This is a genomic window from Chitinophaga niastensis (assembly GCF_003014755.1).
Taxonomy (GTDB): Bacteria; Bacteroidota; Bacteroidia; order Chitinophagales; family Chitinophagaceae; genus Chitinophaga; species Chitinophaga niastensis.
Genome location: NZ_PYAW01000001.1, coordinates 1,508,515 through 1,532,247 on the forward strand (window position 1 = coordinate 1,508,515; position 23,733 = coordinate 1,532,247).

Consider the following 23,733-nt stretch of genomic DNA (forward strand, 5'->3'; position numbering starts at 1 on the left):
CCTTTGTTAATTCTTAACGCTAAAAATATTTAATGCTATGGCACAAAAGAAGATCTTACTACTTACAGGAGATTACGCGGAAGACTATGAAACCATGGTTCCTTTCCAGATGCTGCAGATGATTGGCCATGATGTACATGCGGTATGCCCGGATAAAGCGGCCGGCGATAAAATAAAAACAGCGATCCATGATTTTGAGGGAGATCAGACCTACAGTGAAAAGCCTGGTCATAGTTTTGTACTCAATGCCACTTTCAATGATGTGTCTGGCGCTGACTATGATGCGCTGGTGATTGCTGGTGGCCGTGCGCCGGAATACCTGCGTTTAAATAAGAATGTGCTGGAGCTGGTAAAACATTTTTTCACAGAAAATAAGCCGGTAGCCGCTGTTTGTCATGGTATTCAAATCCTTACAGCAGCAGACGTGGTACGCGGTAAAAAACTGACAGCTTATCCTGCGGTGGCGCCGGAAGTAACGGCTGCGGGTGGAACTTATGTTTCCGTAAACGTATATGAAGCAGTGGTAGATGGTAAACTGGTGACTGCACCAGCATGGCCTGCCCATCCACAATGGATAGCGGCTTTTTTACAGGTATTGGGAACAACTATTACGCTATAATTTTTATATATCTGTAAATAATTGATTTATATAGATATAAAGAAACTTTAAATTATCTCTCTACGGATTTTCAAATTAAACTGTCATTGCTTACCTTTGCAGCCAAATTCAGGGGGGGATTCCTGTATTTTAGCATTGATATTCGTAATTCGTAATTGATTTTTACATATGTCCGGACAGCTTAAAGAAGTTCGTAACCGAATCAAATCTATTCAATCTGGTCAGCAGATCACTAAAGCCATGAAAATGGTGAGTGCTGCTAAATTAAGACGTGCACAGGATGCTATCATGCTGATGCGCCCTTATGCGGTGAAACTCCAGGAAATGTTACAGAATATTGTCTCCAACAGTGAAGACAATATCGACACTCCGCTGGCTGCACAACGTCAGGTTGAAAAAGTACTGATCGTGGTAATTACTTCAGACAGGGGCTTATGTGGCGCCTTCAACTCCAATCTGATCAAAACGGCTAAACGCGTTATCCGCGAAAAGTATGCTGAACAGTTTGAGAAAGGTAATGTAGAAATACTGCCGGTAGGTAAAAAAGGCTACGAACACTTCTTACAGAATGGTTATAAAGTAAACGATAAATTCTGGCAGATCTTCGCCAACCTTACTTTTGAACACGTGAAAGAAGCAGCAGGACTAGCCATGAACGGATTTGTTGATGGTACTTACGATGCAGTTGAAATTATCTACAGCGAATTTAAAAACGCAGCTACCCAGATCTTCGTATCTGAGCAGTTCCTGCCTATCGCGAAGGTAGAAAGCAAGGATAAGAGTGGTATGAAAGCGGACTTCATTTTTGAGCCGGAAAAAGATACCCTGATTACAGAACTGATGCCTAAGATCCTGAACACACAGTTCTTCAAAGCCATCCTGGATTCTCATGCTTCCGAGCATGGTGCCCGTATGACTGCGATGGATAAGGCTACAGAAAACGCCAGCGAAATGCTGCGTTCCCTGAAAATTTCTTACAACCGTGCCCGTCAGGCTGCGATTACTACAGAACTGACAGAAATTGTGAGCGGTGCAGCAGCATTGGCTAATTAAGCATTGTAAGTAACTTTTTCGCACTAAGTCAACAACTGAATTATATTTTCAGATTAGGGTCAAAGACTGTATTTTCGGTCTTTGACCTTTTTTGTAAGCCACACTCCAGTTAACGTATGGAAATATCACAGATCATCCCGCACGTGGAAGCATTGATTTTTGCAGCCGACAGGCCATTACCCCTGTTGGAAATAGTGGATCTACTGAATAATGCACTGGCCTTTCTGGAAGACCGCACTAACCTGGACCAGGTAGAGGCAGCCATGGAAGCCATCAAAGAGAAATATAGCTCAGAGTTTTATTCTTTTGAAGTACGCAGCAGTGGAGGTGGTTATCAGTTCCTGACCAAAAAAGAATATTATCAGACAGTAGCCCAACTCAATGGTGATAAATTCCTCAAACGTTTATCTACCGCAGCTTTGGAAACGCTGGCTATCATCGCTTACCGGCAGCCTATTTCCAAGGGTGAAATTGAATATATCCGTGGCGTGAGTACAGACTATTCCATTCAGAAACTCCTGGAAAAAGAACTGATTGTGATTACCGGCCGTAGTGAAGATCAGCCCGGAAAGCCTCTGCTATACGCGGTTTCCCGTGCTTTCATGGATTACTTCGGCATCAATTCAGCAGCAGATCTGCCCAAACTCAAAGAACTCTTTGATGAAGATCTGGTGCAACCTACCCTCATCAACGACGAAACAGCTACCATCGGTCGTGGTGAGCATAGTGCTCCTGCTACTGATACTGAAAATGCGCTTACCATGATGGTGTCTGAAGAAGGCGAATTGCTGGACCCCGATCATAAGCTTGATACGGTTGAATCATCCGCCTATGGCTTGCCCGAAGAAGAAGAAGAAGAGCAGCCTGCCTCAGAAGATGAAGATGTGGAACCGGATGACGAAATAGTTCGCTTTGAAGATATTATAGAAGCAGCAAACGAAGATACGGAAGCGGGAGAAAGTGAAACGGAAGCCACAACGCTACCTGATGCCAGTGAAGAAGAAGCTACCACTAAGGAAGAAGAGGAAGAGCCGGTGAAAGAAGCCTATCCGGCTGGTGATGAAGACCCGGACGGTATGGTAGAAGATGCACTGATGGGTAAAACGGAAGAAGGTGATGATGAAGACGATGAAGACGATGAAGACGATGAAGACGATGAAGACGATGAAGACGATGAAGACGATGAAGAAAACAGCAACGACGAAGATACTTCTAAAACTAAATAATAAAAGGGCCGGCAATTTGCCGGCCCTTTTATTATTTAGTTTACAACCCTGCTATCACGCCTGCGAATACACTGCTTAATAATTTATCCGCTTTACCGGCAACTGCAATAATTTCTTCAATAGATACCGGGTGCAGGTTATCAGGATCACATTCATCTGTTACTACAGAAACCGCTGCACAAGGGAGTTGCAGCTGATTAGCCACAATTACCTCCGGTACGGTGCTCATTCCTACCAGGTCTGCACCCATCATACGAAGGAAACGATATTCTGCCCTGGTTTCCAGGTTAGGTCCCATAACGGATACGTATACACCGGATTTTAACGGCGCCCCCAGCGCAGTAGCTACGGCCTGTAATTTCTCACCCAGCGCCGGATTGTACGGACAGCTCATATCCGGGAAACGGGGGCCGTAAGCGGCTGAATTAAGGCCACGCAGTGGATTCTCCGGCTGCATATTGATATGATCTTCCAGCAAAATGAGGTCACCCTTTTTATAGGAAGGATTCATACCACCGGCAGCATTACTGAGCAGGAGTTGTTCAATGCCCAGGGCTTTCATGACACGTATCGGAAAAGTTATTTGCTGCATGGTATAACCTTCATAATAATGAAAACGGCCCTGCATGGCTATAACCGGTGTATTACCAATATGTCCCAATATGAGATTGCCTTTATGGAATTCTACAGTGGATTCAGGAAAATGTGGTATTTGCTGATACGGAATGGTATGCGCTATTTTAAGGTGGTTTACCAGTTCTCCCAGGCCGGTTCCCAGTACTACGCCTACACGTGGCTGCTCAAAGGGAAAGGATTGCAGATAGGTAGTAGCTGTAGCTATTTGTTGAAGTAACAGATCCATACATTGTTGAATTTGCTGCAAATTAATTCCCTTTGCGCGCAATCACATAAAACAAGGGTGGAAAATATCTTTTAAACCATAAGAGTAATCTTTCTTCCCTGGCTACCAGCACTAATTTTTTTCGTTTATGCATGGCCTTTAGGATACGTTTTGCACAAACGGTTACTGGTATGCCTTTGGCCTGACCAGGATCCATTTTTCCATATGGCTCGCCGCTGGCGGTGATGGCGGAATAGGTAATTGGTGTATGAATACGGCCCGGACACACCAGCGTGGTGTATAAATGCGGAATGGGCTGCTCTGTTTGCAGGGTTTCAAAATACCCTTGCAGGGCATGTTTGGCAGCATTATAACCGGAACGCCAGGGATAACCCATCAGGCCGGCCATGCTGCTGATCACAATGATCTGGCCGGACTGCTGCTCTCTGAAATGCGGCAGCAGGGCTTTGGTTAGCATTACCGGACCAAAAAAGTTGACCTCCATGAGCTGCCTTACAGCAGCAACGGGCGTATCAATGAGTTTGGAACGTTGTGTTACACCGGCATTATTGACCAGCACATCTATCTTCCCAAAAAAAAGTAATGCATGCTGAGCGCCTTCATTTACCTGGGTTTCATCGGTTACATCCATTACCAGGATCTCGCAATGAGGGGTATACTGCAGGCACTCGTTGCGCACACTTTCCAGGGCGGCCTGGTTGCGGGCAGCAAGTATAAGTCTGGCTTTTTCTTTTGCCAGTAAAAGTGCCAGCTCATGGCCTATACCAGAGCTGGCGCCTGTAATGAGAATAACTTTATCTGTAAAAGACATCCTTAAAAATAATCATTAAAAGGCATTATGATTTAACCGGTACCAGTTTGATGTTTTTCCACCTGACTTTAATGCCGCCGCCAGCGTGAATTTGCAGTGCTATCTGGCCATTTGCTGCACCTATTTTATCGTCTTTCAGGGTAATCATTTCATGACCATTAAGCCAGGTAGTTACGCTATCGCCTACTACACGCACTTTCATCGTATTCCATTCACCCATTTTCAGGTATTGCTCTTTTTCTTTAGCTGGTTGTATCAGCCATCCGCGGCCATAAGACTCGTAGATACCGCCGGTATGTAAACCAGGAGGTGCTACTTCTGCCTGCCAGCCGGTGATTTTGGTGCCCTCCAGCGAAGAGTGAAAAAACACGCCACTGTTGCCATTGGCTTCCTGTTTGAATTGTACGGTGAGTTCAAAATCCTTGTATTGATTGTCGGTGCCCAGGTAGCCGTATTCTTTATCGGGGCCGCTTTCACATATTAATTCACCTTTCTCCACGTACCATTTTTCGGTACCGTAGATTTTCCATCCATCGAGGTTCTTTCCATTGAATAATGATTGTGCCTTTTGAGCAAATGCGCTACCGGTACCCAGTATGAGGGTGGTACCTAACAGAAATTTAAACATGGTTTTTTTCATAACACGGAGAGAAATTTATTGAGTTACAAATTTGTTGCGTGAAAACAACAATTGACCTATAAAAAAAGTCCCCTGGTAAAACCAGAGGACTCCAATATAATGTCAAAATTCTATATTTCTATGCCTGAAAATTATCTCGCAATGTTTACGGCTCTCTTTTCACGGATCACCGTTACTTTGATCTGACCGGGATATTGCATTTCAGTTTGGATCTTATTGGCAATTTCAAATGACAAACGATCTGCGTCGCCATCAGAAACTTTATCACTTTCTACAATGATACGCAACTCTCTACCAGCCTGGATAGCGTAAGCCTTTTCCACACCTTCATGTGCCAGGGCCAGATTTTCCAGATCTTTAATACGTTGCAGGTAGCTCTGCATAATTTCGCGGCGTGCACCAGGACGTGCACCACTGATCGCATCACAAGCCTGTACGATGGGAGAAATAACGTACTGCATTTCCATTTCATCATGGTGCGCACCAATAGCATTTACTACCGCTGCGTGTTCACCATATTTCTCTGCGAGTTTAGCACCAAGGAGGGCGTGGCTCAATTCAGTTTCTTCATCAGGTACTTTACCAATATCATGCAGTAAACCTGCACGTTTGGCCAGCTTTGGATTTAAGCCCAGCTCAGCAGCCATCACAGCGCAAAGGTTAGCTGTTTCTTTGGAGTGCATGAGCAGGTTTTGTCCGTAGGAAGAGCGGAAACGCATCTTACCTACCAAACGTACCAGTTCTTTATGCAGGCCATGGATACCCAGTTCTATCACGGTTCTCTCACCGATGTCCATTACCTGTTCTTCCAGTTGTTTCTTGGTTTTTTCTACTACTTCTTCGATACGGGCAGGGTGGATACGTCCATCCTGTACGAGGCGTTGCAGCGATAAACGTGCAATTTCACGGCGTAATGGGTCGAAAGAAGACAATACTATTGCTTCAGGGGTGTCATCAACAATCAGATCCACACCGGTAGCCGCTTCAATGGCACGGATGTTACGGCCTTCACGACCAATGATCTGACCTTTAATTTCATCACTTTCCAGGGTAAATACGGTGATGGTATTTTCAATGGTTTGTTCAGCAGCTGTACGCTGAATAGATTGTATGATGATTTTTTTGGCTTCTTTATTTGCTTTTGCTTTGGCGTCTTCGATGATTTCCTGGATGTGAGAAAGGGCCTGTGAGCGGGCTTCTTCTTTCAAACTCTCTACCAGCTGATGTTTGGCCTCTTCGGCGGTTAAACCGGCTACTTTTTCGAGGCGGCGGATATGCTCTTCCTGGTGTTTTTCCAGTTCGGTACGCTTAATGGTTACCAGTTCCATCTGGCGGTTCAGCGTTTCCTTGATGGCATCATTTTCGTTTAATTGTTTCTGGAGTTGCTCATTCTTCTGGTTAATACCCTGTTCTTTCTGTTTTATCCGGTTTTCTGATTCGCCCAGTTTCTGGTTACGTTGCAGTACATCCTTTTCGTACTCGCTCTTTAATTGCAGGTATTTTTCCTTAGCCTCCAGTAACTTGTCTTTCTTCAGGTTCTCTGCACTGATTTGTGCCTCTGCGATGATTTTTTTAGCCTGTGTCTCAGCTTCATCTATCTTATGCTGTGTATTTTTGGCAAAAATCACCTTACCTAGCACAATCCCAATGATCAATGCTACTACTGCAGCTATTGTCGTGATAAGTGTAACATCCATATGAATTATTTATACTTGATTTATGTAGTATTCTCATACCCAGGTTGCTGCTAAAACACAACAGGGGCGAGAACTGACCCGCGAAAATACAAAAAAATAGCAGTTAAAGCGTCTTTGATACGTGATAATTAGCCAATTAGCTAATTCATTGTTTAGCAAGGGGTAAGGTAACTAACCCAATGCCTGGTTGATGATTTCTTCCAGCTTTTCGAGCTTCTCCTGCAAAAAGGGCGCAGTGATAGCCTGTGCCTTGCCGCCGCTGGTAACAGGGTGAGTAGCGTACATAATGAGGGCCATAGCAATATAATCCTGCTGGTCTTTGCCAGCATAAGAAGTCTTAAAATCCACGATCTTCTCATTCACTTCTTTCATAATACGTCGTACTTCTTCCTCTTCTTCCGGTTTGATCTTGATCCGGTAAGAGCGATCTGATACGACTATGTTAATAGGAATGAGTAGTTCCATGATGTATAATTTTTTATCAGCTGTTCAGCAAAGCGATGCAGCGATCAATTTCTTTGATATAATCATTGATCTTGCTGCGGATCTCCTTTTTGAAAGCCTCATCTTCTGTTGCTATGGAGGTTCCTCCCTGGGCGGTAGACGCAATCTTCATTAACTGCAACCGGTCTTCCAACCCCTGTAATCCCTGTTGCTGCTGTTGCAGCTCCTGTTGTTGTATTTTAACTTCTTCTTTCAGCAATACATTCTCCGCCTGCAACTGCTGGTGTTTTTTTACCAGTAGCAGCAATTTCTCTTCTACGCGTTGAATGTATTGCTCTAAGACCATAGTACTTTCGTAATTCGCAATTATTTTCTGATTTCTGCCTGTAATTGCGTTTCAAATGTTTTAACCAGTTTGTCCATTACCCCGTCAATCTCCTTGTCAGTAAGTGTTTTCTGGGTATCCAGGAAAGTAAAGCTCACGGCGTAAGATTTCTTATTGGTGCCCAGTTTTTCGCTTTCAAATACATCGAAGAGATTCACATTTTGCAACAAGGCAGATTTAACGCTGCGTGCTGCGCCTTCTACTGCTGCAAACTTCACCTGCTTGTCCAACACGAGTGCCAAATCGCGACGTACTGCCGGGAAGCGGGGTATTTCTTTGTAAAAGTTATCACTTTTTTGCAAGAGTCCCAGTATTTTATCCCAATTGAAGGTAGCAAACCATACCGGTTGTTTAATATCAAACTGCTTGAGTTTCTGTGGCGTAACGCCGCCAAGGGTTACTACCACCTGGTTTTTTACCTTGATTTCCCATGCCGGTTGTAACCCCGGTTCAGTGCTTTCTGCCCAGGTGAGATTATTGTATCCCAGCTGTTTCAGGATATTGATCACAAAACCTTTCAGGAAATAGAAATCAACCGGACTGACTTTATGCATCCAGGTCTCGGCTGTTTTTTTACCAGTAAGATAAAGTACCAGGTGATTGGTTTCACCATAGCCTTTTTCTTTTACAGAGTATGTTTTACCGTATTCAAAGAAGAAAAGGTCCTCGTTTTTACGGTTGAGGTTATACGAAATGCTTTCCAGCCCTGTTTCCAGCATGGATGGACGCATTACATCCAGTTCCACGGTCAGGCTGTTAATCATTTTCACCGTATGTTCCAGTACTTCCGGCGTAAAGTATTTGCTGTTGGTGATGGAGTTGGTGAAAATTTCATTGAAGCCGTTGGCAGCGAGGTAGTCGGCTGTTTTTTCCTTTACTCTTTCGGCATCCGGTTGTGCGGATAGGGCCGGAGAAATCATCACCCTGGAGGGGATCTCGATATTATCCAGTCCATCTATGCGCATTACTTCTTCTACCAGGTCGGCCGGCAGGCTGATGTCCGGTTTGCTGTATGGAACGGCTACACGCAGTCCTTCAGTGGATTCAGTCAGGATGTCGAAGCCCAGGCTGCGCAGAATATTCTTGATTTTGTCGGTAGGGTAGTTTGCACCACTGAGTTTACGGATATAGCTATACGTAGTTTCTACCTGCGTTTTTATTTTTACAGAGGGGTATACATCAATAATATCTGATGCTGCTTTACCGCCGGTGAGCTCACAAATGAGTACTGCCGCGCGTTGCAGGGCAATTACCACATTGGAGATATCGACGCCTTTTTCAAAGCGGGAAGCCGCATCGGTACGCAAACCATGGCGGAAAGAGGTGGTACGGATACCGCCGGCGCTGAAGAGCGCACTTTCCAGGAAGATGTTTTGTGTAGTATCGGATACACCGGAATGCAGGCCGCCAAATACACCGGCTATGCACATGCCTTCACCGGCGCCGTTACAGATCATCAGGTCTGTAGCGTCCAGTTTTCTTTCTTTGTCATCTAATGTTACAAAGGGAGTACCCTGTGGGAGATTTTTTACGACTACCGCATTGCCTTTTATCGCAGTAGTATCAAATGCATGCAGGGGTTGACCTGTTTCATGCAGGATGAAGTTGGTGATATCCACGATGTTGTTGATAGGACGAACACCAATGGCTACCAGCTTGGTTTTTAACCATTCCGGAGATGGAGCCACCTGTACACCGGTGATGCTGATACCACTGTAACGTGGGCATGCGTCGGTGTTTTCGATGGTAACGCTGATGGGTAAAGGGGTGTCTGCTTTTGGCAGGGCCTTTATTTCCGGCAGTTGTACGGTGTATTTATGAGTATGTTCAATGTTATTAAGGAAGGCGCATACATCTTTGGCTACACCGATGTGGCTCATCGCGTCCATGCGGTTTGGTGTCAGACCTATTTCGTAGATGAAGTCCTGTGCGGGTTTAAATACTTCACTGGCAGGAGTTCCGGGCTGCAGGGCAGCATCCAGTACCATGATGCCGTCATGGCTGTTGCCCAGGCCAATTTCATCTTCGGCGCAAATCATACCCTGGCTTTCTTCTCCACGGATCTTTGCTTTTTTCATGGTGAGCGGTTCACCACTGAGCGGGTAGATGGTTGCGCCAATAGGGGCTACCACTACTTTCTGGCCAATGGCTACATTAGGTGCGCCACATACAATATGGAGTGGTTCACCGTTGCCGGTGTTCACGGTGGTGAGTCTCAGTTTATCTGCATTGGGATGTTTCTCTGCTGTCAGTACTTCTCCGATCACCAACCCGGCCAGACTTCCTTTTACTGCTTCAAATTTCTCCAGGCTTTCCACTTCCAGGCCTATTCTGGTTAAAATGGTGGACAGCTCCTCCGGTGTAGGCTTCACCGGTAAATAATCACATAGCCAGTTGTATGAAATCGTCATTTGTCTGCTCGGTTTATATAAGTGGCGTAAAGTTAACAACTAGAATTGATTTTCAGGCTTTGCGGCTTATCCACTTTGGATCTTTGTGTTTAAAAATATCTCAAAACCGCCATGGTGCGCCCTTTTCGCAGTATGTGGAAAATCTTTTTGCACAATGTGTGTGAATAATCGGACCTTCGCAAGGGATTTTCTGATATTTTAGTGGATAACCATAGCACAGTCAGTGGATAACTGACATTTTGCTGGTGGATAACCTGTGTATGAAGCTTAATAAATTTAGTGAGCAAAGGAGGGAGGTTAATTAAAAAAATGCCTTTACCTTAGTTTGTACGGCTTGCAAAAGTTTACAATTTCTTAAAGTAGCTATCACCTACAGAATTCGGGAATAAATGCAGATATCGATTGTAAAAACAACTGAAAAGGCCCATTGACAGTAACCTTTTATTAACTTTTTTTAATACACTAACCATAAATGGATCTCAATCTTAAGAAGGACCGCAATGTGCGTAGAAAACCGTCCATTGAGGTGTCGTCCTTGGTGTATGGCAAGATACCACCACAGGCTAAAGAATTGGAAGAAGCTGTTTTGGGAGCCGTAATGCTTGAAAAAGGAGCTTTTGACTCCGTAATTGAGATATTGAAAGGAGAGTGTTTTTATGTAGAAGCACACCAGATTATTTTTGGCGCCATGACAAGACTGGCGGCAAAGTCAATGCCGGTAGATATCCTCACTGTTACAGAAGAACTCAAATCTATGGGTTCTCTTGAACAGATTGGTGGTCCATTTACCGTCATGAAGCTTACTAACATGGTGGTGTCTTCAGCTAATATTGAAGCACATGCACGTATTATCCTGCAGAAATTTATTCAGCGTGAACTGATTCGTATCTCCGGTGAAATCCTCACGGATTCTTACGAAGACACGGCCGATGTATTTGATCTGCTGGATAGTGCTGAATCCAAATTGTTTGAGGTAACCAATAATCACCTTCGTAAAAACTACGACTCTATCGATCGCATATTGGTAAATACCATGAAACGTATCGAAGACCTGCGTAACAAGGGAGATGATATTACCGGGGTGCCTTCCGGATTCCCTTCACTGGACAGGGTTACCTATGGCTGGCAGTCTACGGATCTGATCATCATAGCAGCACGTCCTTCTGTGGGTAAAACCGCCTTTGCGCTGAACCTGGCGCGTAATGCGGCACTTCACCCCCGCTTCCCGAAAGGAGCAGCGGTATTCTCATTGGAAATGTCCTCCGGCCAGATTGTACAACGTATACTCTCCGCCGAGTCAGAAATAAAGCTGGAAAAGATTTCCCGCGGTAAGCTGGAAGAATATGAAATGAAGAAGCTGATGACGCATGGTATTGAACGCCTGGCGAAAGCGCCTATCTTCATTGATGATACCCCGGCACTCAACATTTTTGAACTTCGTGCCAAGTGCCGCCGGCTGGTGCACAATCACGGTGTAGGTGTTATCATCATTGACTACCTGCAGCTGATGAGTGGCAGTGGTGATGGTCGCGGAACGAACCGTGAACAGGAGATCAGTAAAATTTCCCGTGATCTGAAAGGGCTTGCAAAAGAGTTGCAGGTACCGGTGATCGCCCTGTCGCAGTTGAGTCGTGATGTGGAAAAACGTAAAGATGGTAACAAGATGCCGCAGCTGAGTGATCTCCGTGAATCGGGTGCCATTGAGCAGGATGCGGACATGGTAATGTTCCTCTATCGTCCGGAATATTATGAAATTAACACCAATGAAATGGGCGAATCCAATAAAGGTGAAACCCACGTTCGTATAGCCAAACACCGTAATGGTCAGCTGGATACCATCAAACTCAGAGCTGTATTGGAATACCAGCGCTTCGAAGATGATGGCAGCCTCGAAAACCCTGGTGGTGGCAGTCCTTTCGCAGGTATCAATCGTCCGCAGCAAGGCGGCGGTGGTAACGACGAAGCGAAGCTGTACATCCAGAAAGGGTCCAAGATGAATGATATGAACTTCGACGAGGGATTTGAAGATGCACCATTTTAGCGCATAAAAATATTGCACCTAAAAGCCGGCATCGAATGATCGCCGGCTTTTTTTGTTTTACTCCCGATTAGACTGATTATGCTGATTACCCCGATTTTATTTTGAAAGATTTTAAAAGGATAAAAAATAGAATCGGGGTAATCAGCATAATCAGTCTAATCGGGAGCAAGAAAATTCTAACAGAACAATCAATGAAACAGCTGTACGTAAAATACAAAGGTCATTATAAAGACAACTTTAGTTTAGCCTACCCCGTAGTCATTTCCCAGTTAGGACATACCCTGGTGGGATTATCAGATAGTATTATTATAGGACATACCGGCAAAGTGCCGCTGGCTGCGGTTTCGCTGGGCAATAGCCTGTTTACCGTTTTTATGGTAGCAGGTATAGGTATGTCATACGGACTTACCCCACTCATCGCACAGGAAAATGGCCGGGGTAATAAAAACGCGATCGGACATTTATTGAGTCATAGTCTCATTATCAATATGGTGGTGGGCGTATTGTTATCTGCCTTTATTTATTGGGGTAGCAGCCATTTATCGCTGCTCCGGCAGGAAGGGGATGTAGTGGAAAAAGCGATCCCTTTTCTTCGTTACCTGGGCTTCTCTTTTATTCCACTGATGCTGTTCCTGTCTTTCAAACAATTTGCCGAAGGCCTGGGCTTCACACGGCAGGCCATGAACATCAGTATTATAGGTAATGTGATCAATATTCTGATTGGTATTACGCTGGTATACGGCCTGTTCGGCTTTCCGCGTATGGGCGTGATAGGCGTGGGTATTGCCACTTTTATCGATCGGTTGATCATGGGTATTACCATGGCTTTTTATGTATTACGTGCCCCGCGTTTTAAGCCTTATCTGCAATCATTTGGGTTTAAAGAGCTGAAAGCATCGGCTATAAAAAAGATACTGGGTATCGGTACGCCGGTAGCTATGCAATATCTTTTTGAAGTAAGTGCCTTTAGTGGAGCTGCTATCATGGTAGGCTGGATGGGCGCTGCGGAGTTAGCCGCACATCAGATTGCACTGAGTTTAGCCGCCATGACTTATATGATGGCGAGCGGAATTTCTGCAGCTGCAGGTATTAAAAGCGGTAATAATTTTGGTAAGAAAGATTTTAGAGAATTACGTTTATCAGCCATTGCGAGTTACCACATGGTGCTGTTGCTGATGGGCGGTGCTGCCTTGTTATTCACGGTGGGCAATCACCTGCTCCCATCCTTTTATATCCAGGACCCGCAGGTGATACAGATAGCTTCACAGCTGCTGATCATTGCTGCTTTCTTCCAGTTATTTGATGGCATGCAGGTAGTAGGATTAGGTATTCTTCGTGGCCTCGGGGATGTACGTGTACCTACCATGATTACAATGGTGGCCTATTGGATAATTGGTATTCCATTGGGTTATCTGTTGGGTATAAAAATGGGTTATGGCGTACAGGGCGTGTGGTGGGCGCTGCTATTAGGTTTGCTGGTAGCATCGGTGTTATTGTTTATCAGGTTTCATATCAAAACAAAGAAACTGGCGTTGTAAAATCATAAAAATCACCGTTAACTTTGCGCCTTATGGACTTGCCTGTTTTTTACGCTCCGGACATACAGCCAGCTGCGGCTACATATACCATGAATGAGGATACGTCTAAATATTGTATCCAGGTACTTCGCCATGAAAAAGGCGACCAGGTGTTGCTGGCAGATGGCCGTGGGCATAAGTTTACTGCTGAAATTACAGATGATAACCGCAAAAAATGTGTGGTAAAGATTACGCAATGCGAAACAGTGCCGCCGCCTTCGCGGGCACTTCGTATAGCCATCTCTTTTACAAAAAATGCTTCGCGGATAGAATGGTTTCTGGAAAAAGCTACTGAAATCGGGATACAAACCATTATCCCATTGGTGAGTCAGCGCACGGAAAAAGAAAAGATAAAGGCAGAGCGGCTACAAAATATACTCGTGTCGGCCATGTTACAATCACAGCAGTTTTATTTGCCGGAACTACAGGAACCACAGGCATTTGATAAGTTGGTGAAAAATAATAAGGACGCGCAGCAATTAATTGCGCACTGTTTGCCGGAACAGAAAAAGGAACTGCAACATACAATGCAGGGCGGAAAAGATACTTTGATATTGATAGGTCCTGAAGGGGATTTTACACCGGAAGAGATCAAACTGGCGCTGGATCAGGGTTTTGAGCCTGTGTCGCTGGGCAATACCCGTTTGCGTACAGAAACCGCCGGAATGGTGGCGGTGACGATTATGAATATGGTGCAATAATTGTCTTTCTCCCGATTAGACTGATTATGCTGATTACCCTGATTTTATTTTTTTGATTATAAAAAGATTAGCGAAGATTAATATTATCTGAACCAGGATTTTTAGGATTGAATGGATTACCCTGATGGGTGTTATGTTGTTTGAAACATTTCATTACATCATATAAAATAAAAATAAGAAGAGAAAGTCAGAAGATTCCTGACTTTCTCTTCTTATTTACAATATTGGATAACATAACACCCATCAGGGTAATCCATTCAATCCTAAAAATCCTGGTTCAGATAATATTAATCTTCGCTAATCTTTTTATAATCAAAAAAATAAAATCAGGGTAATCAGCATAATCAGTCTAATCGGGAGAAAGACAATTACTGCCGCAACCCTGCGCAAATTTGCTTCACAATAGTAGGCCCTTCGTAAATAAAACCGGTGTATACCTGTACCAGTGAAGCGCCTGCATCCAGTTTTTCCTGTGCATCAGCTGCTGTAAAAATGCCGCCTACAGCAATAATTGGAATGCTGCCTTTGCTATGGGTGTGGATATAACGAATTACTTCGGTTGCTTTTCGTTTTACGGGAAGGCCGCTCAAACCGCCGGCACCAATGTCATTCACTTCTGTCACAGGCGTTTTTAACCCTTCCCGGCTGATAGTGGTATTGGTGGCTACAATCCCAGCCAGCTTTGTTTCCTGAACAATTTCGATGATATCATCGAGTTGTTCAGTGGTGAGGTCCGGCGCTATTTTAAGTAAGATCGGTTTCTGTTTAGGTTTTTGAGTATTCAGTATTTGCAGGTGATTAAGGAGTTGCTTTAACGGCTCTTTTTCCTGTAATGCCCGGAGGTTGGGCGTATTGGGAGAGCTTACATTTACTACAAAATAATCTACTACCTCATAGAGCGCATGAAAACATTTTTCGTAGTCGCTGACAGCTTCTTCATTAGAGGTTACTTTGTTTTTTCCGATGTTCCCACCTACTATGATGTTGGATTTTTTACGTTGCAGGCGTTTGGCAGCAGCTGTTGCCCCTTCGTTGTTAAAACCCATGCGGTTAATCAGCGCTTTGTCGGCAGGCAGGCGAAACAGGCGTGGCTGCTCGTTTCCTGGCTGTGGCATTGGGGTAACGGTACCTATCTCCACAAATCCAAAACCAAGACAGGCCAGTTCATCGATGTACTTTGCATCTTTGTCAAAACCGGCTGCCAGCCCTACCGGGTTGGAAAAATGAAGCCCAAACAGCTCCCGTTCCAGTCCCTTGGTTTTTACGCCGCAAAAGGCATTTAAAATTGTCTTGCCCAAAGGCAGCGCGTATATTGTCTTCATACCACGCATTACGCTGTGGTGAATGTTTTCCGGCGGATAGCGGAAAAGGAAATTTTTTATCAGGTTGTACATTGCGGCAACAAAGATAACTATGATTTATGTGATTTATATGATTCTCCTGATTTGCGAAAATGAGGTAGGATAATGATTCAATATCACTAACCGAATCTTAATATTCGCTCATCAGGAGAATCATATAAATCACATAAATCATAGTTATATTTGCGCTTCATCATGCTGGAGCTCCAAACATTTGAAGCATTATTTAGGGAAAACCATGCGCACTGCCTGGCCTTTGCCACTCACTATACGGGCGATCCCCACGTAGGAGAAGAGATCGTGCAACAGGTATTTCTACGGTTATGGGAGAAGCGGGATAGCATTACTATCAACGGTCCTGTAAAAGCATATTTGTTTTCCGCCATTCGTAATACCGCCATTAGTCAATGGCGCAAGGATACGGTGCGCTCGGAAAAGGAAAATGGCTATGGTAGTAGTAAGGAAGCCTCTGTTCAGGCAGGGGAAGAGGTGAGGGAGCTGGAATTATTATACCGGCAGGCGCTGGAGCGATTACCGGAACGTTGCAGGGAAGTGTTTGTACTCAGCCGGCAGCAAAATCTGAAATATGCAGAAATTGCCACGGCCATGAATATTTCCGTAAAAACGGTGGAGAACCAGATGGGTAAAGCATTGAAGATCCTGCATAAGGAATTGAAAGAATACCTGCCTTTGCTGACAGGGCTGCTTTTTTAAAAATATTTCAGGAGGCGTAGGGGAATTATAATTTTCCATGCGTCTATCATTATATTACCGCCCTGCGGGCGATGACTGTAAAATCAACAACGACTGATGACACCATCTTTTCCCGAAGAGGCAATGCCTGATGAGGCACTGTACACCTTGCTCTGCAAGTATCTGCTAAATGAAGCAGACGGGGAGGAACGTGCATGGGTGGAAGCATGGCAACTGGAGGATCCAGGTAATATGGCGCTGTTAATGTCTTTGCGTAAAGTGCTGGATATGGCAGCTGCCAATGAAAAAATAGTAGTAGCGCATACACAGCATTCGTGGTTGCAGCTCCATGGAAAAATAGATGATAACCCAGTATTCACAGCCATCAGGCCCAAAGTCCGCTTTATGTGGCTAAAGATAGCCGCCGTGTTGCTGATCGCTTTAAGTGCAGGTTGGTGGTTTATGATAGGTAGTCAGCCGCAACAAACATATTCAGGCCCTGTAAAGGCAACACTACAGGATGGCAGTAGTGTGCAGTTATTGGCTGCTTCCAGGCTGGAAGTAGCCAGGGGCTTTGCCCGTAACAGAAAGGTGAGCCTCACCGGTATGGCCAGCTTTGACGTAACTGGTAATGCGGCCAACCCGTTTATTATTACACTCGGGCATACCGAAGTAAAGGTATTGGGTACCCGCTTCACGATCAGCTATGAGCCCGGAAGAGCCGTGCTAAAGGTGCATGTAAGCAGTGGTAAAGTGATGGTAATAGATCATGACAAAGCAGATAGTGTGCTACTCACGGAAGGGATGCTGTTGCAACAGGATAACAGCCGCCCTGTTTTTCGTGTAGCCACACACGTTACTGATATGGTAACAAGATCATTGGCTTTTAATGATACACCGCTGGAAGAAGTATTACATACTATTACAGAAGTATATGATGTAAAAGTAGAAGTAGTCAATACGGATTTGTTGAAATTACCTGTACGTGCAAATTTCACCAGTGAATCAACAGATGATGTAATTAAATCACTGGCGCTGATGTTAAATGCCGGATACGAAAAGACTGGAGAAAGACAATATAAACTGAAGTAAGCTTTTAGCTTTTAGCAGTTAGCCTTTAGTAGTTTTATTAACTGCTAAAGGCTAACTGCTAAAAGCTATTTATGCTTCCCCCATAACTTATCACACTTTCAATTTGACTATTTTATGTCGTTAGCTGGAAAAATGCTGACGGGAATATTTATACTATGTTTCCCACTTCGCGTTTTAGGGTGGGACTGGCAAACAAGGGTAACGGTAGTAGTGAAGGATCAGCCCATGCAGGCTGTATGTGAATTACTGGAAAAGGAATACGGTATCCATTTTTCATATAGCAGAGAACTTGTCAACTTGTCCCGGAGAGTTACGGTAACAGCCTATCATCAGCGCCTCAGAAAAGTGCTGGAAGAATTGTTTGCGCCAGATGATATTCGTTATACCCGCGTAGGAGAGCAAATAGTATTGTTGCCCGCAAAACGTAATACACACACTATCAGCGGCTATGTACAGGATGCTGTTAGTGGTGAACGCCTTATCGGGGCTACCATCTATTCCCCTGTATTAAAACAGGGCACTACCAGCAATCAATACGGTTACTTTAGCTTAACCACCGTAAAAGATACCAGTAGCCTGATCATCTCTTACATAGGCTATAGCCCTTTATTCCAAACGGTTTCCTGTTCGGGAGATAAAATGATTACTACCTCATTGCAGCCGCTGGGCAGTTTAAAAGAAGTGGTGATCAGTGCCACAGAAAAAAGTAAACTGCAGGATCAAACGCAAATGAGTAAGGTAAATCTTGCCATGTCGGAAGTACAGTCCATGCCCAAATTATTGGGAGAGTCTGATGTGATGCGCACGCTGCAATCCTTGCCAGGTGTAAGCAGTGGCATGGATGGCGCAGGTGGTATGCATGTGCGTGGTGGTAGTCCGGATCAGAACCTGATCCTCATGGATGGTACACCTGTATTTAATTTCTCTCATTTTTTCGGTGTGTATTCTTTGCTGAATGCCGATGTGGTAAAAACAACGGATCTCTATAAAGGCGCTTTCCCGGCGCGTTTTGGCGGAAGACTATCCTCTATCGTGGATATTGCTACGAAAGATGGTGATATGAAAGCTTATCATGGTGATGTGTCTATTGGCCTCATTGCAGCTAAATTCAACCTGGAGGGGCCTATTGTAAAGGATAAAACCTCTTTCCTGGTATCGGCCCGCCGTTCCTATCCGGATTTGATTTTTAATGCCATGTTGCAATCGGAAAAATCACTGGGCAACAATGGTGCTTTCAAAGCCTTTTTTTATGATTTTAATGCCAAGATCAATCATATTTTTTCGCCTAAAGACCGTCTCTTTCTGAGCTTTTATAAAGGAGAAGATAATATACTGCTTAAACAAACAAGCGGCGACACTACTAACGTTAACGATCCTACGAAGTTGCAGGCTGAAAGCAGTAAATTTCAGCTGGGATGGGGCAACACCGTTGCAGCATTGCGTTGGAACCATATTTACGGACCACAGTTATTTTCCAATGTAACGTTGAATTATTCGCAATATGCATTTTCTACGGAGTATGCATATAAGTATACTATTCCCGCTTATGGTGAGCGGTCGGATATCTACGGTAAGTATTACTCCCGTATGGAGAACGGTGGTGCTAAAATAGATTTTGATTATCGTCCTGCGCCGCATCATGGGATACGCTTTGGTGCCACCGCTACCATGCATTATTTTAAGCCGGGGATGTCATTTTTTGAAGATAAGAATAGTGTGGTGAAACCGCTCGATACCGCAGATCTTGCCATGCGCGTTACAGGAATGGAAATGTCTTTGTATGTAGAAGATGACTGGGAAGTGCGGCCAGGCCTGTATGCCAATTTAGGTGTACATGCTTCCGGATTCCTGGTGGAAGGACGTTTTTATCATTCCCTGCAGCCACGGATGGGCATACGGTATATGTTGCCCCGCAATTGGGCTGTAAAGGCTGCCTATACGCACATGAACCAATACATTCATCTGTTGTCCAACAACGGTACCACTTTACCCACTGATATCTGGGTGCCTTCCACCCAGCGGGTAGCGCCTATGTTTTCCACACAGCTGGCTATTGGTGTAGCTAAAACTTCTGCTAATATGAAGTTTGAGTTTTCGCTGGAAGGCTATTTCAAATCTATGCATAACATGATTGAAAATAAGAGTACGGATGTTGTGTACCAGGATGTAGTAAGATGGGATGAAAATGTAACTATCGGGAAAGGCTGGAGCTATGGTGGCGAGGTGATGATACAAAAGAAAAAAGGAAATACCACCGGGTGGATTGGCTATACGCTGGCATGGTCTACACGTCGTTTCCCGGATATCAATAATGGTGAGATCTTCCCATATAAATACGATCACCGGCACGATATTGAAGTGGTGCTGATACAAAAGCTGGGTAAGCACTGGGAGCTGTCTGCTTCCTGGCATTATACTACCGGATCGCCCATTACCCTGCCGGTGGCCAGCTACCATGGCATCGATAATGCCTCTCCATGGGACCCGGGTACAAATACCGGTTCTATTGACAGATTTGATAAACGCTATAATTACAGAACCGCAGATGTGCACCGGCTGGATGCCGGGATCACCTATAGCAAGCAGAAGAAACGCTACCGTAAAAGCTGGAACCTGAGTGTATTTAACGTGTATAATCAGCAAAATCCTTTCTTCTATTATATGAAAAAGGATGTGGCTGATCAACAGCGTTATCTGACTAAAGTAACGATACTACCTATATTACCCAGTATCACTTATTCGATAAAATTTTAAAGAGAGATATATGCAGAATGTTTTCGTATATGCGGCATTGTTAGTATTATTTTTCTGTAGTTGTGAAAAACGGGTAGATATAAAGCTACCATATGATGGAGATAAGATAGTGGTGAACAGCCTTATTCAGCCGGACAGTGTGATCTATATAAGAGTTACGCGGAGCGTGCCTTCCAATGTATATGATGATAACGGTTTTACAGAAATCACGAATGCTGCGGTAACGCTGGAGGAAAATGGCGTAGTCCTTACTCCGTTGCAATGGCAGGAGATTAAGGGGCATGGGTATTTTGTTTCTACACAAAAGGCCATACTGGGCAAACAGTATACTGTCCGTGTTGCTGCTGCAGGGATGCAGCCGGTAATGGCTACTGATACCCTGCCTGCGGCACCGGATGTAAGCATGGCCGCTGCACAGCGCAACAGTAGCAGGGTGCGGTTTACGCTTAAAGACCGTCCGGATGCAGCCGATTTTTATCGTATCCGCATTTTCGCCTATGGCCCGGATGGGCAGCCGGATACGTTGCGGCTTTTCCGCCTGGACCCCTCCTTTAATAACAACATGGTAGACTTCTTTACCAGTGGCAGCAATAGCAGCCTCATTATGAATGATGCCCGCTTCAATGGTAAAGAAGTAAATTTTGTGTTACAGACACAGGACCCAATTGCCAACACCACTCAGCTGATGGTAGAAGTAAGTACGCTTACCAACGATGCTTACCAGTATTTTAAAGCGGTATCAGCACAAGAGAGGAATGGTGGTACTATTATAACAGAGCCCGTGCGTGTGTTTACAAATGTGTCTAATGGTTATGGCATAGTTGCCGGCATAAATACAAAAAGAATGACGTTTAAAGTTGAATAGCCGGTTTTTCTATAGATAATCATCCGCATCCCTGCCATAAATAGCGCTGTTAATATCAATGGCCATTTTAACGGCATGCTTGATAATTACGCTGTTGAGTTCTTTGTGGAACTTTGCTTCCATGTTGTTTATAACGGGATAATGTTCCTCCGCCAGTTGACGGGCAGCGGCTATGAGCCCGTCCTGCATGTTTACAATTTTAATCTGTTCCTGCATAGTTTCCTGATACAATGGCGACAAAGGATCCAGTAGTTCATCCCAGTCCATGAGTAATGGTTTTAGTTTTCCCCTTAACACATAATTGATAAATTAGTTGCACTACGAACTAATTTTTTTTAAGATTTTCCGAATCCTCTTCCGGATATAGGTAAACAACATCTTTTCCCTTTTGCGTAAGTCGTTTTCCTGATCCGATCTTTCCCGTAATATTTCTCCCTTTACATTTGTGGTATGTATTTGATACCCCGGCGTATATAGCTATACATAAAGCATCTGTTGTTTGCAACTACCATTTTAGTGTAAAGAGTGATGAAAATAAGTCCTGACAGCGGCCGCACACCGGCCGCTGAAGGCACTAACCCACCAATCCATAAACTATGTGTAATTACCAGACATTATATCACGGCGCAGCCGGATATGTAATCCGCTGTCCGCATTGTAAAGGCGTGCAACTTGCTTTTGGAACTTCGGTTGTTAATCTCGCCCATGCTGAATTTGAGTGCTTTAAAAAAATGGTCACCCGGCTGGCGGATGACCATTACAACTCAACAGAAAATGAAAAATTAATTTGTTTGCCTTTACCAGCTGATCATGTGATGATGTTGCTTACTCCCAAAGAATTAACAACACTCGCCCGTATGACTTCAGAAGTCCAGGCATTGCTTGATGCATACGACATCCTGGAAATGCCTTCCGGTTCCTTCAGGGCGGATTAATGATGGAATCCGCCACCCTCAGTCTGTGTAAGGGATTTGTTTACAGGATTTTCTTCAAAGTGTTTTACGCAACGGGTGTAATCATCGATGAGCAGATCTGCCATATCCCTGCTAAATCCATGACGGATCAATACACGTTGTACTACAATATCTTTAGCATCACCGGTGAGTGGATAAGAAGCAATCTGCCATCCACGGGAACGGATCTTATCTGTAATATCATATAGTGAGAAACCGTGTTCGCCTGGTTTTAAAGTCCAGCATGCTCCCGGTAAGCCACCATGGCCACCGTACAGGATGTCGAAATGCCCCAGTTTTTTAATGGCTGCTGCAATGTAAGCAGCATGATCCAGGCAGGCTTGTTGCAATTTCGTATATCCATCTTTTCCGTGACGAAGCAGGTTGTAATATTGCGCTACAATTTGTCCGCCGGGACGGGAGAAATTCAGTGCAAAGGTGGGCATATCTCCACCTAAATAATCTACCCTGAAAACCAGTTCTTCCGGCAGATCTTCTTTTTCACGCCAGATAACCCAACCCACACCAAGTGGACTCAGACCATATTTGTGGCCGGATGCATTGATGGATTTTACACGTGGAATGCGAAAATCCCATTCCAGCCCAGGAGTAATAAAGGGTGCTATAAACCCGCCACTGGCGGCATCTACGTGGATAGGAATGTCCCATCCTTTTTCTTTTTGCAATTTATCCAATGCATGTGCAATGGCTGCTACCGGTTCATATCTCAATGTGAAAGTAACCCCCAGCGTTGGTACTACACCGATAGTATTTTCATCAGCTAGTTCCAGTACTTTTTCCGGTGTTAATTCATAACGGCCATGCTCCATCCCTACTTCTCGTAATTCCACATCGAAGTACCTGGCAAATTTATGCCAGCAAACCTGCACTGCACCACAAATAAGATTGGGTTTATCTGTTGATTTACCTTCTTTCTGTCTTCTTTTGCGCCACTGCCATTTTAATGCGAGGCCTCCCAGCATCGCTGCTTCGCTGGATCCTGTAGTGCTGCAACCTATGGTGCTGGCACTCTCCGGCGAGTTAAACAAATGGGCGAGGATATGTACGCACCGGTTTTCAATCTCCGCTGTTTGAGGATATTCATCCTTGTCGATCATATTTTTATCAAGGCATTCATCCATTAATTTGTGTACATATTCATCCAGCCATGTTTGACAAAAAGTGGCCAGGTTCATTCTGGAATTACCATCCAGCATTAATTCATCATGTACCAGGTGATACACTGTGCGCATGTCCTGCGCATCGGCCGGCATCTTGTATTTAGGAATACTTTCGGTACTGTCGGCGGAAGCATACAAACCTAAACGGGAATTATCATTTTCTTTCTTTTTGATAAATAATGGCATAACAAAAAGGGCTTAAATGTGAGGAAATTCTTTTGATGGTTAACAAATGGAGTAGATACTTGTTCGGCTATCTCCTGAAATTCATAATGACCTATGTAAATTGACTATATCTGAACAAATCAGGAATTGCCCGTGTTACCTATAACAACCATGATTATTGCTTTTTTCTTCCTCTCATAAT

Annotated in this window: 21 protein-coding genes; 11 read left to right on the plus strand and 10 right to left on the minus strand. The window is 44.3% G+C overall.

The window, feature by feature from the left end:
• The first annotated feature begins 37 nt into the window (after positions 1-37).
• The 3 genes from CLV51_RS06335 (at position 38) to scpB (ending at position 2,898) form a co-directional block, all read left to right on the plus strand.
• Complete coding sequence (locus CLV51_RS06335; RefSeq protein ID WP_106527135.1) at positions 38-619, plus strand: DJ-1/PfpI family protein; 582 nt, start codon at positions 38-40, stop codon at positions 617-619.
• Positions 620-787: 168 nt separating this feature from the next.
• On the plus strand, positions 788-1,672 hold the full coding sequence (gene atpG, locus CLV51_RS06340) for an ATP synthase F1 subunit gamma (RefSeq protein ID WP_106527136.1): 885 nt from the start codon (positions 788-790) through the stop codon (positions 1,670-1,672).
• Between the two features lie 116 nt (positions 1,673-1,788).
• Positions 1,789-2,898, plus strand: a complete 1,110-nt coding sequence (scpB, locus tag CLV51_RS06345) for an SMC-Scp complex subunit ScpB (RefSeq protein ID WP_106527137.1) — start codon at positions 1,789-1,791, stop codon at positions 2,896-2,898.
• A 40-nt stretch (positions 2,899-2,938) separates the two neighbouring features.
• Here the strand turns inward: scpB and CLV51_RS06350 are convergent, their stop codons facing one another.
• From CLV51_RS06350 to pheT, 7 genes are all read right to left on the minus strand, one after another.
• Complete coding sequence (locus tag CLV51_RS06350; protein ID WP_106527138.1) at positions 2,939-3,760, minus strand: purine-nucleoside phosphorylase; 822 nt, start codon at positions 3,758-3,760, stop codon at positions 2,939-2,941.
• A gap of 22 nt (positions 3,761-3,782) precedes the next feature.
• The gene (locus CLV51_RS06355) at positions 3,783-4,571 is read right to left on the minus strand and encodes an SDR family oxidoreductase (protein ID WP_106527139.1); all 789 of its coding nucleotides are present in this window, start codon (positions 4,569-4,571) and stop codon (positions 3,783-3,785) included.
• A gap of 25 nt (positions 4,572-4,596) precedes the next feature.
• Positions 4,597-5,211 carry a 3-keto-disaccharide hydrolase gene (locus CLV51_RS06360; protein ID WP_106527140.1) on the minus strand — a complete coding sequence of 205 codons (615 nt, stop codon included), beginning with the start codon at positions 5,209-5,211 and terminating at the stop codon, positions 4,597-4,599.
• Positions 5,212-5,342: 131 nt separating this feature from the next.
• Entirely contained in the window at positions 5,343-6,908 is a 1,566-nt protein-coding gene (rny, locus tag CLV51_RS06365; protein ID WP_106527141.1) for a ribonuclease Y, read from the minus strand.
• A 171-nt stretch (positions 6,909-7,079) separates the two neighbouring features.
• On the minus strand, positions 7,080-7,373 hold the full coding sequence (locus tag CLV51_RS06370; RefSeq protein WP_106527142.1) for a cell division protein ZapA: 294 nt from the start codon (positions 7,371-7,373) through the stop codon (positions 7,080-7,082).
• Between the two features lie 16 nt (positions 7,374-7,389).
• Positions 7,390-7,698, minus strand: coding sequence for a hypothetical protein (locus CLV51_RS06375; RefSeq protein WP_106527143.1), 309 nt, complete (start codon positions 7,696-7,698; stop codon positions 7,390-7,392).
• Between the two features lie 20 nt (positions 7,699-7,718).
• Positions 7,719-10,148 (minus strand): phenylalanine--tRNA ligase subunit beta, encoded by a 2,430-nt coding sequence (pheT, locus tag CLV51_RS06380; RefSeq protein WP_106527144.1) that lies wholly within the window; start codon positions 10,146-10,148, stop codon positions 7,719-7,721.
• Positions 10,149-10,620: 472 nt separating this feature from the next.
• Between pheT and dnaB the strand changes: the two genes are divergently transcribed.
• The 3 genes from dnaB (at position 10,621) to CLV51_RS06395 (ending at position 14,467) form a co-directional block, all read left to right on the plus strand.
• Complete coding sequence (gene dnaB, locus CLV51_RS06385; RefSeq protein ID WP_106527145.1) at positions 10,621-12,189, plus strand: replicative DNA helicase; 1,569 nt, start codon at positions 10,621-10,623, stop codon at positions 12,187-12,189.
• 191 nt (positions 12,190-12,380) lie between these two features.
• Entirely contained in the window at positions 12,381-13,727 is a 1,347-nt protein-coding gene (locus CLV51_RS06390) for an MATE family efflux transporter (RefSeq protein WP_106527146.1), read from the plus strand.
• A gap of 32 nt (positions 13,728-13,759) precedes the next feature.
• Positions 13,760-14,467: a 16S rRNA (uracil(1498)-N(3))-methyltransferase gene (locus CLV51_RS06395; protein WP_106527147.1), complete on the plus strand. Its 708-nt coding sequence runs from the start codon at positions 13,760-13,762 to the stop codon at positions 14,465-14,467.
• A 368-nt stretch (positions 14,468-14,835) separates the two neighbouring features.
• Here the strand turns inward: CLV51_RS06395 and CLV51_RS06400 are convergent, their stop codons facing one another.
• Positions 14,836-15,861 (minus strand): quinone-dependent dihydroorotate dehydrogenase, encoded by a 1,026-nt coding sequence (locus CLV51_RS06400; protein WP_106527148.1) that lies wholly within the window; start codon positions 15,859-15,861, stop codon positions 14,836-14,838.
• Positions 15,862-16,011: 150 nt separating this feature from the next.
• On the opposite strand from CLV51_RS06400, the gene CLV51_RS06405 reads away from it, so the two are divergent.
• The 4 genes from CLV51_RS06405 to CLV51_RS06420 all read left to right on the plus strand — a co-directional run bounded on the left by CLV51_RS06405 (position 16,012) and on the right by CLV51_RS06420 (position 21,232).
• Complete coding sequence (locus tag CLV51_RS06405; RefSeq protein ID WP_146151232.1) at positions 16,012-16,542, plus strand: RNA polymerase sigma-70 factor; 531 nt, start codon at positions 16,012-16,014, stop codon at positions 16,540-16,542.
• A 96-nt stretch (positions 16,543-16,638) separates the two neighbouring features.
• The gene (locus tag CLV51_RS06410) at positions 16,639-17,613 is read left to right on the plus strand and encodes a FecR family protein (RefSeq protein ID WP_106527150.1); all 975 of its coding nucleotides are present in this window, start codon (positions 16,639-16,641) and stop codon (positions 17,611-17,613) included.
• Positions 17,614-17,727: 114 nt separating this feature from the next.
• Positions 17,728-20,367 carry a TonB-dependent receptor gene (locus CLV51_RS06415; RefSeq protein ID WP_106527151.1) on the plus strand — a complete coding sequence of 880 codons (2,640 nt, stop codon included), beginning with the start codon at positions 17,728-17,730 and terminating at the stop codon, positions 20,365-20,367.
• 10 nt (positions 20,368-20,377) lie between these two features.
• Positions 20,378-21,232, plus strand: coding sequence for a DUF4249 domain-containing protein (locus tag CLV51_RS06420; protein WP_106527152.1), 855 nt, complete (start codon positions 20,378-20,380; stop codon positions 21,230-21,232).
• Between the two features lie 9 nt (positions 21,233-21,241).
• Here the strand turns inward: CLV51_RS06420 and CLV51_RS06425 are convergent, their stop codons facing one another.
• Positions 21,242-21,499: a hypothetical protein gene (locus tag CLV51_RS06425; protein WP_106527153.1), complete on the minus strand. Its 258-nt coding sequence runs from the start codon at positions 21,497-21,499 to the stop codon at positions 21,242-21,244.
• Between the two features lie 329 nt (positions 21,500-21,828).
• Here CLV51_RS06425 and CLV51_RS06430 point away from each other — a divergent pair, with 329 nt between their 5' ends.
• Positions 21,829-22,167 carry a DUF6686 family protein gene (locus CLV51_RS06430; RefSeq protein WP_106527154.1) on the plus strand — a complete coding sequence of 113 codons (339 nt, stop codon included), beginning with the start codon at positions 21,829-21,831 and terminating at the stop codon, positions 22,165-22,167.
• Here the strand turns inward: CLV51_RS06430 and gad are convergent.
• Positions 22,164-23,552, minus strand: a complete 1,389-nt coding sequence (gad, locus tag CLV51_RS06435) for a glutamate decarboxylase (protein ID WP_106527155.1) — start codon at positions 23,550-23,552, stop codon at positions 22,164-22,166. The genes CLV51_RS06430 and gad overlap by 4 nt on opposite strands.
• Positions 23,553-23,733: the final 181 nt, after the last annotated feature.